This window comes from Winogradskyella sp. (assembly GCF_045105575.1).
Lineage (GTDB): Bacteria > Bacteroidota > Bacteroidia > Flavobacteriales > Flavobacteriaceae > Winogradskyella.
Genome location: NZ_JBGCDQ010000036.1, coordinates 113,253 through 127,096 on the forward strand (window position 1 = coordinate 113,253; position 13,844 = coordinate 127,096).

The window sequence follows — 13,844 nt, forward strand, 5'->3', positions numbered from 1 at the left end:
ATGAAAAATTACCTGTTAATCGGTCTTCTTTGGTTGAGTTTCATTGGTTTTAGTCAAAATGACACACCAATGCCTCTTGAGCAGTTTACACGTGTTAATTTAGGATTACACGGTTTAGAACTTACCAATGAGTTACCAATCTCTAATAGTTTTGTTTGGGAAAATAGTATAGGCATTGGTATGGGATCATATGTACTTAGTGGTGCTAATTATACACTAATTCTTGCCGAACCTGCTCCCTATTTTACGTCCGAATTAAAATTTTTATACAATCGTAACAAACGGTTTAAAAAAAACAGAAGTGCACTCAATAATTCTGGGAACTATGTAGGACTTCAAACCAAGTATAGCTTTGGTAGTGATAAAACATTCGAGTTAAACCATACCTTACTCACAGAACTGCATTGGGGAATTCAAAGACCTCTTGGCAAGCGGTTCATTTTCGATTTCCATTTAGGTTTTGGTTACTTATCTGATTTCGATTTTAACGAAGGTGCTGTATCGCCAACTCTAGGTTTACGATTTGGTTATAAATTGTTTTAAACCGTAAAAAAATACACCTAAAAATGCTTTCAAATTTTGAAAGCATTTTTTTTTATTCAAAAAATTAGTAATCTTTACAAAAACACCAACCACGATGTCTATACTCATAACCAATATTAAGCAGTTGCTTCAAGTACACGAAACCAATATTACCATTGTTAAAGGACGTGCTATGAAAACGCTACCTACATTAGAAAATGCTTATCTCTATATAGAAAATGATACCATTATAGAATATGGTAATATGGCAGATTGCGAAGGTTTTGATGCTGAAACAATTATTAATGCCGAAGGTAAAATTGTACTACCATCTTGGTGCGACTCGCACACGCATGTCGTTTATGCTGGAGATAGAACGTCCGAATTTGTTGATCGGATTAATGGTTTGAGCTATGCTGAAATCGCCAACAAAGGCGGTGGAATTCTAAACTCTGCTAAAGTACTTCAAAACACATCCGAAGAAGATTTATACCAACAGTCCTTAAAGCGTTTAAATGAATTGATTGCCATGGGAACTGGTGCTGTAGAAATAAAAACGGGCTATGGATTAACTGTTGAAGCCGAATTAAAAATGCTTCGTGTTATAAAACGTTTGAAGCAGGAAAGTTTGGCTAAAATTATTCCCACTTTATTGGCTGCTCATGCGATTCCCGAAGCATTCAGGTCTAAAAAGCAAGACTATATTACCTATATCACTGACGAATTAATTCCTAAGGCAGCAGCACTCAACATCACCAATTACATTGATGTGTTTTGTGAAGACGGCTATTTTAATATTGAAGATACAGAAGCCATTTTAAAAGCGGGTAAAACACACAACTTACAACCCAAAATTCATGTCAATCAATTTAATGTTCTTGGAGGCATTGCGCTTGGTGTAAAACATAACGCACTTTCTGTAGATCACTTAGAAGAATTAAACGATAGCGATGTTAACGCTTTAAAAGGAAGTGATACCATACCTGTGGCATTGCCTGGCTGTTCTTATTTTTTAAGTATTCCTTATACTCCTGCTAGACAACTTATTGATGCAGGTTTACCTTTAGCCATTGCTACGGATTACAATCCTGGTTCATCACCTAGTGGCAATATGAATTTTATAGTCAGTGCCGCTTGTGTAAAACTAAAAATGACTCCAGAAGAAGCCATCAATGCTGCTACCATCAACGGAGCCTATGCTATGGGAATAAGTAATATGTATGGGAGTATTACCAGAGGAAAAAAGGCAAATCTTATTATTACAAAGCCGATGAACCATTACAGCGAAATCCCTTATGCTTTTGCGCATCATCCTGTGGAGCAAGTGATTATTAATGGTCAGATTTTGGGATAAGTTATTGAAGTTGGAAGTTGGAAGTTGGAAGTTGGAAGTTGGAAGTTGGAAGTTGGAAGTTGGAAGTTGGAAGTTGGAAGTTTAAGAAAATTAAATTATCAAGTTATACTGTATTAAAAATGGTTAGAGTTAAGTAAATATCAACTAATAACAAAAAAAATCCAGAAGCGAACTTCTGGATTTTGGCTATCAATCAATTACATACTACCTGTTATCTTAATGTGAATTCTGATGAAGAAATCAATGCCTTATCACTAAAGACATTCACTCGGTAACGTCCTTTTTCAAATTTAGACTCTTCCAATTCATCTATGTATTCACAAATATTTAAGTTTCTGTTTTCGTAATTAAAACGGCTAATTAAACTGTAGTTTAATACCTGATCTTCAAATTGAACTTGGTCGTTAGAACCCAACACATTGTTTAATGGATCTATGACCTGAACATACAATTCTTTATCACCTGACTCTGTTAACGTGTTTTTTGCGACTGTAAAACACACTTTAATTTTATCGCTTCGTCTTGCACGTTCTGTAGGAATCTGTTTTCCACTACTACGCTCTATCACTCCCATTCCTAATAAACCAACGGTTTGTAAGGCTGCGGCATCTTTAACAACACCAGCTAATTGCGTGTTCTGTACTAAAAGTGAATCCGTAAACATGGTACGCTCTGCTAACTGCACGTTGGTACTATCTAACGATGACGCTAAATATTCATTTTCAACTTTTAAACGGTCATTTTCAGTTAATAAAATATCCATTTCTTCTTGTAATGCTAAATACTTCTTTTTGTATCTCCATAAACTACCGACACTATTTTGAGATATTTTCAACGAATCCATTAAGCCTTGAATACGCGCTCTTGCTGCAATAATTTCGTCATTCTGTACTTCACTTTCTGCAATAGCTTCATCATAATCTTTAGCTAAATTGTTAAGATCATTCATCACTTGCTGCTTTTCGCTCATTAATAAGTTTTCGCTCTCTTTCTTCTCAATATATAATTTTGAAGTGTAAAAAGCTGTACTTAAAAATAATACGACTAATATGGCTAAACCTACTTTTAATCCTGTGTTTGATTTTTGTGAACCTTCCATAAATATTTGTTTTAATTAGTGTTAATTGTTGTGTTTATTTATCCCTTTAAGAGATCAAAGTAATTAAATAAAACTGTACTTTTAATCTATTATTTTAATTAGTTATCAAAAAATGCAACATCTTCGGTTATTTACAGAAAAAGAAAAACAACAGCTTTTAAAGAAACGTAAAGGTGAAACAAAATTTGGTGAACATATTCAGTTAATTCCTAATCTCAATAACATATACGATGACATTGTTAATTTAGATGTTGACTATGTCGTCTTTGGTATAAAAGAAGATATAGGAGTTTCCGCAAACTTCGGAAATACAGGCACTTGTAACGCTTGGAAAGCCGCTCTAAAAGTTTTGTTAAATATACAAAGTAACAGCTTTACAAGAGCAAAACGTGTTTTGATTTTAGGCCATTTAGAGTATTCTGAACAACAAGAAACCTTAATGTCCTTAGATTTTTCTAAAAAGAAAACAATTTCTAAAACCCGAAAATTTGTAGAAACCATTGATAAAGATGTTACTAATGTGGTAGCCTCTATTGTGAATGCAGGAAAAATTCCGATCATTATAGGTGGAGGTCATAACAATGCTTACGGTAATATTAAAGGTTCTGCCTTAGCTAAAAACAAACGGATTAATGTGGTGAATTTCGATGCACATTCCGATTTTAGAGCCGAAGAAGGCAGACATAGTGGTAATGGTTTTAGTTATGCTTATGCGGAAGGCTTTTTAAAGAATTATTTCATTTTTGGATTGCACCAGAATTATACGTCTGATGGCTTATTAAAGAAGATGAAAAAAGTAAAATCTCTCAAATACAATACCTATGAAGCTTTAGAAGTTAGAAATGATCTCGATTTTAAGTCGGAATTAAAAAATGCTTTAGACCATGTATCGCTTAGACCATATGGCATAGAAGTAGATTGCGATGCTATTAAAAACATACCAAGCAGTGCCATGACACCAAGTGGGTTTAGTGTTAAAAACGCAAGACAATTTGTACATCATTTTGCAAAACACAAGCATGCTACTTATTTGCATATTTGTGAAGCTGCGCCAACAGACACCACAGCAACTCAAGTTGGAAAGTTAATCACTTATTTAATTACTGATTTTATTAGAGCACATGGCCATTAGTATTATTGATTTTGATGCAACACACAAGCAGAGTTTTTACGATTTAAATATTGAATGGCTTCAAACATTCTTTTATGTTGAAGCCTATGATGAAGCCGTTTTAAGTCAACCCGAAACCTACATCATTAATAAAGGTGGTTTTATCTTCTTTGCCATGAAAGACCATAAAGTGGTTGGCACTGTGGCATTAATGCCAACTGAAGAAACAGGTGTTTTAGAACTGACCAAAATGGCTGTTTTACCCAAAGAACGTGGTCAAAATATTGGGCAACAGTTATTACAGCATTGTATTGACTTTGCTAAAAGCCAAAATATAAAAGGGCTACTACTCTACTCTAATACCAAATTAGAAAATGCCATCTATCTCTATAGAAAATACGGTTTTGAAGAATTAAAGCTAGAACGAGATAATCCTTATGAGCGTGCAGATATAAAGATGCTTCTTCCTTTAGAATAAATTACAAACTTATCTTGCTTAAACAAAAAACCTCATAAATCTAATGCACTTATGAGGTTTGAAACATTTCTAAAGTATGCGTTTACAAATTATAATGCGATTCTAAATATTCAAAACCATCATTGATTGTTGCGAACAAATGTTCTTCAGGAATTAGGTCTGGAACGATATCAATAGAGATTAGTTTGTCTTTCGGTTGTTCTTGTACGGCTGTTAAAATGACTTTGATGCCTCTTGTGTGTAGATCTAATACGGCATTTTCAAGCGCATACAATCCAGACTGATCGATGTATGGTACACGATCCATACGAATGACTAAGGCTTTTACACCTTCAGGTACATTCTTCATTTCATTTTGAAAATGCGATGTAAATCCGAAGAATAAAGGCCCATATAAATGCTTAATGTACACTTTGTCTTTATAATTCTCGTAGAATTCTAATTCATCTTGCCATGGTTTTTCACCATCAAATCCAGCTAAAGTTCCTACTTTCATACCTTCTTCACCAATGTCACTGGCGCGTTTCATAAATAATAAAGATGCTAATAATAAGCCTACAGCTACGGCTTGTATTAAACTACCGAATGTGGTCATTAACAGCACAATAATTAAAACAATGGCATCTGCTCTTGGCACTGCTAATAAATGTTTCAACCCTTTGGTATCTACAATTTTGAAGGCAATAGGAATTAGTAATCCTGCTAAAACAGACAAGGGTATATAACCAGCCAGTTTGCCTAAACCGAGAAGCACACCAAGCAGTACTAAACCATGAATGGTTCCTGATACACGAGTGCGTCCACCAGAATTGATATTCACTACAGTTCCTTTTGTAGCTCCTGCACCAGGAATACCACCAAAGATGGCAGCAATAGCATTACCAATACCTTGACCGATTAATTCTCTGTTACTATTGTGTTTGGTTTTGGTCATATTATCTGCAATAACAGAGGTTAATAACGAATCAATTGACCCAAGTACTGCCAAAACTAAGGCATATTCGGCAATGAGCGCATAGGCACTTGCATCAATAGAGAATAAACCATCGACTTGTAATGATGGTAAACCCGAAGGTATTTCACCAATAATTGGTACATCCCAAGCTAAAAAATAACCTGCAATAGACGCTACTATTAAAGCGACTAAGGCACTTGGAATCACTTTTGTTATCAATGGAAATAGGTAATAAATAGCCACTGTTAAAAGACCTAAAGCCAAAGCTTGCCAATTTAAGTCTGTGAATAGGCGTGGTAAATCTTGCATGACCAACCATGTGGACTTCGCCGATGTTAATCCGAAGAATGGAAATAACTGAAGTATAACAATGATGAGTCCGACACCACTCATAAATCCAGACACTACAGGATATGGGAAGTACTTAACGTAACTCGCAATATTAATGAGTCCAAATACGATTTGAAGTAAACCACCTAACAGAAACGTGAGTACAATAATGCCCATGGCGCTTTCTAAACTGCCAGCAATATCGATTGCCGCAGCTACTAAAGCCGCAGAAACTACAGTCATTGGACCTGTAGGACCACTGGCTTGTGTGGCCGTACCACCAAAAATGGCGGCAAAAACACCAACGGCTATTGCGCCGTATAAACCTGCAATAGCTCCTAAACCAGATTGTACACCAAAGGCCAATGCTAGTGGCAAGGCTACAACACCTGCCACTAAGCCACCTGTAAGATCACCTTTGAGGTGTTTTACATCGTAAAATTTTGAAATCATAATTAAGAAATAACGTTAAACTACATTGTAAAAGTCTGGATACTACAAGAAATCTACTTGTCCTGTGTCCATATCATAGACTCCACCTACAATTTTTATTTCGCCATTATCTTCCATTTCTTTAAGGATAGGACTGTTTTCTCTAATGTCGTTAATGATTTTCATCACGTTATGCTCACAAACCATGTGCACAAACTCTTCGTTTGCAGAGGTTTTATCACCATCGTAATCTGCACTTAATTTTTCTACTACTGGTCTTATTTTAGAAAGCATCGCTGTGATGTTTCCTAGTTTTACATTATCAACAGCGGCTTTTACAGCACCACAATGCTCATGACCAAGAACTAATATTAATTTAGAACCAGCCACTTTACAGCCAAATTCCATACTCCCTAACATATCTTCGTTTACAAAGTTACCTGCCACACGACCTACAAATAAATCACCAATACCTTTATCAAAAACATCCTCTACAGGAATACGACTATCTAAACACGATAAGATAACGGCTTTTGGGTATTGTCCGTTTGTTGCTTTTCTAATTTGTGCCGTATGATCTCTAGCCGTTAAATCGTTATTTACAAAACGGTGATTGCCTTCTTTAAGACTTTGAATGACACTATCTGGTGTTAATTTTGCCTGCTCTTCTGCAGTTAATACTTTTTCTACTAAAGGTTTAATTTCTGTTTCTTGTCCTGTTTCTGAACAGAAGGTTAGTTTGGAATTTTGCCTCATATATCGTTAATTTTTAAGGTTTATACTGTACTGGTAAAAATAACCTTAGGTTTCTTAATCTCAAAACAAATGCTATAAGTAGTGTCTATGGTATTTATAAACTATTGTTATGCAATGATGTTGACCCGAGTTTGACATGGCTTAGATACGGAGTTGACCCGAGGTTGATACGGGTGAACGTTTGGGTGGTTGTTGGCTTTTGGCTGTTGGTTGTTGGCTTTTGGCTGTTGGCTTTTGGCTTTTGGCTGTTGGCTGTTGGTTGTTTAGTACTATGGTAATCGATAGGCTTAAATATTATACTATTAACTTATTGAAATTATGGATAGTATTAAGGTCTTTGCTGTAATTATGCTATTGCTTCGGTGACATGCGTGTGCTCGACCAGACCAAAATTTGCTCATTTATAATATATTAGATGTGTTTACCTCTAGTTTAAGCTTAGATTAAACTACAGCGATGCATTGCATGGCTTGTGGTGTTTGGATGGGTAGATATTGGTGGTTTTGTTCTTGTAGATAGGTGATGCCTAGCCATACGGTTATGGCTATGTTTTCCTCACTATTCTCGGTGATTGGTGTTTGTAGTTGTAGGTTTAGGTTGCTGTGTTCTGTTGCGCAGGCTAATGGTGGTGTTTGTTTGGTGCTGCCTAAACCGTTTTGCTCTGGGTGTGTGGCCTTATAGTTATTTTCTTCTGGTTGCCATTGATAACTTGATACGGTGCTTAAGGCTACCGTCATTTGCACATGTGTGGCTTTTGTTGGTTTTTGTTTGAGATGGTGTGCTGCGCTCTTGGCTATGTTTACGGTAATTGTTGTGCGTTGGTTATTAGCACTAACTACTGGTTTTGCGGTATATAATTGCGTTAATGGTATGGCTTTATTGAGTTGAAAACCGACCAATGCTTCTGGATGGTTATGGACATTTGCGTCTCTTTGCCCTAAGTTGCCACTCCCCTTTTGGATGATTTTACGGCAGGCACCTGTTAAGCGGCTTGCCATATAAGTGTCTTTAAATTGTTTGGCATTGGCACCCAACCCTTGCCTTATGGCTTTTGATAGTTTTGATGCGGCTGCAAATTCTTGATTATTAGATTTTACATTGGCAAACGCAGGATCTGTGTTAATGCGTTCTCTTGATGGCCCAACGGCTTTGCGCACAACATCTTTGCCATTGAGCTGGTAATAGCACATGCCGTTTAATGTGCCTTTTAGTTTTATGATGCCCTTTTGTTTTGGCATTTGGTGGTACTTTGGTTAGTACTACAAAATAGTAAAAAAAGTTTTATTTTGGGTGTTGGGTTTGTATTTAGCATTTTGGGTGTTGTTATAAAAATATGAGATGTAATTACCAACCTATTGTATCAAGCAATATTTTATGAGGTCAAGTCGAATAAAAACAAACTCTATCGTTAATATTTTTCTAACAGCTTTTTGATAAACTTGTCAGCAGTATCTTTATCCATCCTCAAAGCAAAATATTCTGAAATATTATTTATTCTATCGGCATCAAAGACATACAAATTATCATAGATTTTGTCTCTGAGGTTAAAAAACCATATTAAGGGTTTATCTTTTGTATTATTATAAAAATTCAATAAATCTATTTGTCGTATTTCATTTCCATTTAGCTCACTAATATGATCTATTTTGGACTTTTCTCCATCTACCCAATGCTTTAAATGGTTATTTACTAATCTTAAATTATTGACTTCTTCATAATAAGGGATGTTCTTATAATCTATTTTTTTCTCACTTAAAAAGACTTCAACATTATTCCATCTATACATTTTCGAAATATCAATATTATACGCAGCACGTAATAGCTTTTTAATAATTACTTCAAAATTTCTGTATAGATGAATTATTTTAATCTCTTGAATAGCAAGTAATTGTTCTTCTTTGTAGTATGTGTCTTCAAAATTATAATGTTCATTATTTAAATGAGATTGATAAATTTCTTTATATGAATTATCTAAATTTGCCTCTAGTTCTTTACATAAATTATCTGTGATTGAATCAAGATGAGCTAATGTTATTTCATCCAAATAGGTTGATAGACCTATTTTACCTAATTCTCTTTTGTCATGTATTTCTTCTGAACTCATTTGTAAAATATATAAATGGCTTTTTAAAATTTTATCATGTTATAATAAATCACATGAATTCTTTTATGATTTTTAAATTTTGCTCTCTTGTAAATTTGCCTTTTTCATAATCCAGAATGATATTGTCAATTTCATCTAATGTTTTACTGTATGATATTTTCAAACTTGTTTCATCAAAAACATTTTCAATAATTAACTTAATAAAATCAAAAATATGATTCAATAGTATAATTTTTGTCCTTCTAAATTTTAAACTTCTTAATGTAGAATAATAAGATGAAAATTTCTCTTTCGATGAAAATTGTTCTCTATGATGCCATGATATATTTTTTGTTGACCTTTTTAAAATTATATCTAGTTTATCTCTATGTTTCATCATATCATAACCATTTGCCTTATTTAAACTTGTTGGATTCAATATTGAATGAATAGGGTTTTTTGAATCTATTTCATGCATTTTTTTCAAAATATTTAGATACTCTTTTCTTGAACAAATGCTTTTTGGGAAGTCAATAATAAAACATTTCTCTTTAGGGATTGAAATTCTACTCTTAGATTCATTTTTTAAGGCAATTTCATCAGGAATAATCTGGACTACATTATTCATTTTAACCTCAACTTCACCAGTTACAATTTTTAATCTACTCAATTTTCCTTCATCATATACTTTTTCAAAAACACAATGCCCTTTATTTGTTAATTGATTTGAAATTGTTTCTATTAATTGTAATATTTCATCTTCAAGATTAGAACTATTCATCCAATATTGATTTCTGTATTGAAATGTTGTCACTTTATTTGCTAAAAACTCAGATATTTCTTCTTCCTTTTTTGATTCCAGTGAAATGGATAAATACTCGTCCTTGATAGAATATTTTGAAATGGATAAATCCTGTATAAACATAGATGAGTTAAACTTCAATAGAAAATCACTTCTAGGAGACTCATAATCTAGAGATAGCTGTCCTTCTTTAATTTTCCCCATACTTCTTCTTTATTATTCTGTTAATATCAAAGAAAACAGACCTACGACCTTGATTGATACTCTTTACACTATCCTTTGCGTCTATGAATGTAAACAAGTAAAACTCTAAGAAGATATCTTCATAATCTTTATCCATAATTCTTTCAGATACATATCTTCTAACGATTGTATCTTTATAATCATTAATATTTATATTTTTTCTTCTAATTAAGTCCATTAACTTTCTTCCTCTATTAAAATTATCTGTAAAATTAATGCCTGTTCCATGTTTATCATTTTTATAAAAATCATAAGAAGCCATAATTAGTTCTATTTGATTTTTACTTAAATTTAATTCATCCCAAGACCTAACAATTTCCTCCCAAAAAGGGGTTTCTAATAGTTCAGTGTAGATATAGCCCAAGCCCGAAATCTGAATTAATTCAATATGTACTTGATATATAATTTCTAAGTGATGATAGTATCTATCCTTATATCTTCTATATAAACTAAAAAAAGATGCTAATGAGCTATCTAGAAAATTTGGATATATTTTTTTGAACTTCTCTAAATCATTATTTATATAACATTCATTTATCTCATTTGAAATTATGGTAAATGAGTGAGCAAAAATATCAGGATTATCATCATTCCACTTCAAATCACAAATTTTATGCATACTATCAGCAATATCAAAAACAAATTTATCATTCAATTTATTAAGCTTTGTATAAGCCTTTTCAGTATCAATTTTTGTCCATTTATGTGAACCAATATGCATATTATTTGATTGAAACCCTTCAATAACTTGATTTATACGTGGTATCCTAAACTTTATCTTATCAACAAGCTCTAATGCACAATGGCAAGCAAAAGATACAGCTAGATGGTTTTTATTTTCTTTACAGGTTTCAACTAAGGGAATTACAAAAATCTCAATTTGTTCTATGATTTTTTGAAATTTTCTTTCTACTAACAATAAATACTCAGCTGAAATATGTTGAATCACGTACCACAATGGTGTAATTTGTTTACCCTCAACTAATTTCTCATTATTAATAAATTTAAAATAATCTTCAAAAAATGTATTTAACACATATGGCAATTTCAGCTTGTACAAAGAAGATTTTTTATTCCAATTTATTTTTTCTATTTCTGCATTGAAATTGTTTCTATCTAAGGATTCAATGGACTGAAAAAAACTAATTTGAAAGTCTCTTACACAAGAAGAAATCATTGCTTCAATTAAAATTAAATTTGTCTTAGAATTAGAGTAGGTATTTTTTTCATTATGAATTAATGAATTTGTCGTGATATTCAAATTTTCAGAAAGTAATCGATTTGCTAAATCAAATTCTAAGGAATATCCAAAATATTGCAGTGATCTAACAGAATTAGAAAGGTATTCATAGCGTATTTCTTGATCTTCTAATAGAACTACTTTTTTTCCTATTTCACTATATATTTTAAAAATTTGCTCTTCTAACCAAAAGTTGTTTGAAACTTCTTTTGGCATTATATAAGTTCTTGTACTTACTACTAATTCCCTACCGGTCATATCTGTTGCAAAATATGATTGATGTGTTCTTTTGTTTTTAAACCAGCTGCTCTTTAATGGTATACTTCTTTTTTTATTTAAATAATACTCTAAGAGACCTAGTGTTTGATTAACAGTATTCAGAAAGGATGTTCTATTAATTGGAACTCCTTCTATACTAATTGTGTTTAGCAATCTTAAAATTTCTATATCTTTTTCAACTTGCCTTCTAAAAAAAACTTGAAAATTTGCATTGTTCCAATAAGCACTTTGTATTGTTACATTGTTGATGTTATCAACAATTTGTTTGTTTGCGATTCTAGCTAAAGTTTCTGGTTCAAAAAGACTATAAACTCCAGCTCCAATTTTTAATAGATTAAATAAACTAATAAGACTTAAAATCGATAAAAAAATAAGAATGAGATTTCCAGGGTAATATCCGAAAGTTGCAAATAATAAAACACAAACAGAATATGCTGTTAAAAAAGCTAATTTTCTTAAATAGTTTTGAGTAATGGGTTCTAGGAATAATAAATTCCTAATGCTAGAATTTACTTTTGCATATCCAGAACTAGCAATTGTAGCCAAAATTGGATAAAACAAAGCTAAAAGGACACCTGAAATACTTGCCAATAATGATATAAAACTATTAACAGAATCTCTGCCTTCAGGATAACTGGGTTTAGGTATAATATCTGTTACAGTCTTAATCCAACTAGAGGAATTCTCTATATGATTTGAGTAAATTAATTGTGAATAATACTCTACAAGATATAATAAAAGAACAACTAAAACAGCTATTAATATATTTTTCGATATTTCAAATAAATAAATCTTTTGAACTGATAGTTTCTCCCTTTCAAACAGATACTTCTTCCTAGCTTTAAACTTAAAAATGTTAAACTTAAGTTTTAAGCCTTCTATTTTATGTTTAAACTCCCATAGTAATTTAAAATCGTAGATCCTGTGATTAAGCAATTTTTCGTGTTTGTTTTTAATATTCAAATAGAAAATAAAAGTACTGACTTTTAGCGTTTTATATTATATTAAAACAACCATTTTATTAGATATTATTAACATTTAATATAGAACTATTCCAAACACATTTATTCATAAATTTTAATTGTTTTAGAAAAAGTATATGTATTTCATACCTCAATGTAATTATTTGAGTAAAAAAACATTTTAGAATAAATAAACCAATCAGTTAACACTGGCTTTTAACCAAAAGGTCATATTAAATAACAGGTCAACTTTTATTTTTCACCAATAACCTTCAAAGAGTCAATCTGACACCTTAAAGTATTAGTCACGTCGGTATTGTCTTCAACTATTAAAATGGTCATTAAAGCAGCTATTCATCATTACTTAAATACGTGCTGTCATTACTCTACTAATAATACAACCGAAAATCCAACACTTTACAGACCTTATAATGGCGTTGGTGCAAGGCTTCTACCACATCGCGTATGTTTTCATCTTCTTTAAAGAGGTTAAAGAAGGCTTTATCTAAATTGATGCTGCTGATACCATTAAAGGCATAGCCATAGCCAGAAATGGCTTTTGCACCTGTGATGTCTAAAAAATACTGTGCTTCTTCTTGGTCTAAATCTAGCACTTTGGCATTGGAGAAATGTAAAATTTTATCGGTGAGTTAGCCTTCGAACAGTTCGGCAATTTCTTGTAAACTGTAGTAGTAATCATTTAAACAAATGCTGTTGGCTTCGCCTGTGAGTACTAGGTAAATGATTTCGTAGTCTGTAAAGTAATGGTCGTCCATGACCAAGGTACTTAAACAGGTGTCTAAGCCTTCAATAGTGTCGCAAGTATTATAAATACTGGTTACGCCATATTGCAAAGCCAAGTCTTCTAGATGTTTTTGGGTCTCGGTAACTTGGGCTGTTTCTACATCATGAACACCTTCTAAACAGTAAATAAATTTATCTGTATCTGCGAGTTGCGTTTGTGGTAATGGTCGTTGTTTTTCTAACACCTTAAAATTGATCGGGTTGTTTATAAGAGGCTCAGTTTCCTGCAAAATTAAGGAAACCTACTACAACTAAAAAAACTTTAACGTGTGTACTTATGTCTATACTATCTCAACCTATTATTACTTATTGGTTGCCTTCAACGAATCAATTTTACGCTGTAAGGCTTCAATTTGGTCGGTGTTATCTTCCACTTTAGGAATGGTCATTAGCG

The 13,844-nt window shown here is 32.6% G+C and carries 11 protein-coding genes and 1 pseudogene; 4 read left to right on the plus strand and 8 right to left on the minus strand.

Annotated features, from left to right (window positions below):
• Together AB8B52_RS09290 and hutI are read left to right on the plus strand one after the other, a co-directional pair.
• Positions 1 to 543: a hypothetical protein gene (locus AB8B52_RS09290; RefSeq protein WP_406027397.1), complete on the plus strand. Its 543-nt coding sequence runs from the start codon at positions 1 to 3 to the stop codon at positions 541 to 543.
• Between the two features lie 94 nt (positions 544 to 637).
• Positions 638 to 1,876 (plus strand): imidazolonepropionase, encoded by a 1,239-nt coding sequence (gene hutI / locus AB8B52_RS09295; RefSeq protein WP_406027399.1) that lies wholly within the window; start codon positions 638 to 640, stop codon positions 1,874 to 1,876.
• A 211-nt stretch (positions 1,877 to 2,087) separates the two neighbouring features.
• Here hutI and AB8B52_RS09300 read toward each other — a convergent pair whose 3' ends face one another.
• The gene (locus tag AB8B52_RS09300) at positions 2,088 to 2,975 is read right to left on the minus strand and encodes a chromosome partitioning protein ParA (protein ID WP_406027401.1); all 888 of its coding nucleotides are present in this window, start codon (positions 2,973 to 2,975) and stop codon (positions 2,088 to 2,090) included.
• Between the two features lie 112 nt (positions 2,976 to 3,087).
• On the opposite strand from AB8B52_RS09300, the gene AB8B52_RS09305 reads away from it, so the two are divergent.
• Positions 3,088 to 4,107 (plus strand): formimidoylglutamase, encoded by a 1,020-nt coding sequence (locus tag AB8B52_RS09305; RefSeq protein ID WP_406027403.1) that lies wholly within the window; start codon positions 3,088 to 3,090, stop codon positions 4,105 to 4,107.
• Positions 4,097 to 4,564, plus strand: coding sequence for a GNAT family N-acetyltransferase (locus AB8B52_RS09310; protein WP_406027405.1), 468 nt, complete (start codon positions 4,097 to 4,099; stop codon positions 4,562 to 4,564). The genes AB8B52_RS09305 and AB8B52_RS09310 overlap by 11 nt, the downstream gene beginning before the upstream one ends.
• Positions 4,565 to 4,646: 82 nt before the next feature.
• On the opposite strand, the gene AB8B52_RS09315 is transcribed toward AB8B52_RS09310, so the two are convergent.
• The 7 genes and pseudogenes from AB8B52_RS09315 to AB8B52_RS09345 all read right to left on the minus strand — a co-directional run bounded on the left by AB8B52_RS09315 (position 4,647) and on the right by AB8B52_RS09345 (position 13,635).
• Positions 4,647 to 6,302, minus strand: a complete 1,656-nt coding sequence (locus tag AB8B52_RS09315) for a SulP family inorganic anion transporter (protein ID WP_406027407.1) — start codon at positions 6,300 to 6,302, stop codon at positions 4,647 to 4,649.
• 42 nt (positions 6,303 to 6,344) lie between these two features.
• Positions 6,345 to 7,037 carry a carbonic anhydrase family protein gene (locus AB8B52_RS09320; protein ID WP_406027408.1) on the minus strand — a complete coding sequence of 231 codons (693 nt, stop codon included), beginning with the start codon at positions 7,035 to 7,037 and terminating at the stop codon, positions 6,345 to 6,347.
• A gap of 443 nt (positions 7,038 to 7,480) precedes the next feature.
• Positions 7,481 to 8,275 carry a hypothetical protein gene (locus AB8B52_RS09325; RefSeq protein ID WP_406027409.1) on the minus strand — a complete coding sequence of 265 codons (795 nt, stop codon included), beginning with the start codon at positions 8,273 to 8,275 and terminating at the stop codon, positions 7,481 to 7,483.
• A gap of 170 nt (positions 8,276 to 8,445) precedes the next feature.
• Positions 8,446 to 9,141, minus strand: coding sequence for a hypothetical protein (locus AB8B52_RS09330; RefSeq protein ID WP_406027410.1), 696 nt, complete (start codon positions 9,139 to 9,141; stop codon positions 8,446 to 8,448).
• A gap of 49 nt (positions 9,142 to 9,190) precedes the next feature.
• A complete protein-coding gene (locus tag AB8B52_RS09335; RefSeq protein ID WP_406027412.1) occupies positions 9,191 to 10,126 on the minus strand; it encodes a hypothetical protein in 936 nt (311 codons plus the stop codon).
• Positions 10,113 to 12,647: a hypothetical protein gene (locus tag AB8B52_RS09340; RefSeq protein ID WP_406027413.1), complete on the minus strand. Its 2,535-nt coding sequence runs from the start codon at positions 12,645 to 12,647 to the stop codon at positions 10,113 to 10,115. Before AB8B52_RS09340 ends, AB8B52_RS09335 begins: the two co-directional genes overlap by 14 nt.
• A gap of 388 nt (positions 12,648 to 13,035) precedes the next feature.
• Positions 13,036 to 13,635, minus strand: a pseudogene (locus AB8B52_RS09345) (DUF6642 family protein).
• Positions 13,636 to 13,844 lie beyond the last annotated feature (209 nt).

What these genes read in the sequence shown, in the direction of transcription:
- AB8B52_RS09290 (WP_406027397.1), top strand. Translation starts at nt 1, where the DNA reads ATGAAAAATTACCTGTTAATCGGTCTTCTTTGGTTGAGTTTCATTGGT.
- hutI (WP_406027399.1), top strand. Translation starts at nt 638, where the DNA reads ATGTCTATACTCATAACCAATATTAAGCAGTTGCTTCAAGTACACGAA.
- AB8B52_RS09300 (WP_406027401.1), bottom strand. Translation starts at nt 2,975, where the DNA reads ATGGAAGGTTCACAAAAATCAAACACAGGATTAAAAGTAGGTTTAGCC.
- AB8B52_RS09305 (WP_406027403.1), top strand. Translation starts at nt 3,088, where the DNA reads ATGCAACATCTTCGGTTATTTACAGAAAAAGAAAAACAACAGCTTTTA.
- AB8B52_RS09310 (WP_406027405.1), top strand. Translation starts at nt 4,097, where the DNA reads ATGGCCATTAGTATTATTGATTTTGATGCAACACACAAGCAGAGTTTT.
- AB8B52_RS09315 (WP_406027407.1), bottom strand. Translation starts at nt 6,302, where the DNA reads ATGATTTCAAAATTTTACGATGTAAAACACCTCAAAGGTGATCTTACA.
- AB8B52_RS09320 (WP_406027408.1), bottom strand. Translation starts at nt 7,037, where the DNA reads ATGAGGCAAAATTCCAAACTAACCTTCTGTTCAGAAACAGGACAAGAA.
- AB8B52_RS09325 (WP_406027409.1), bottom strand. Translation starts at nt 8,275, where the DNA reads ATGCCAAAACAAAAGGGCATCATAAAACTAAAAGGCACATTAAACGGC.
- AB8B52_RS09330 (WP_406027410.1), bottom strand. Translation starts at nt 9,141, where the DNA reads ATGAGTTCAGAAGAAATACATGACAAAAGAGAATTAGGTAAAATAGGT.
- AB8B52_RS09335 (WP_406027412.1), bottom strand. Translation starts at nt 10,126, where the DNA reads ATGGGGAAAATTAAAGAAGGACAGCTATCTCTAGATTATGAGTCTCCT.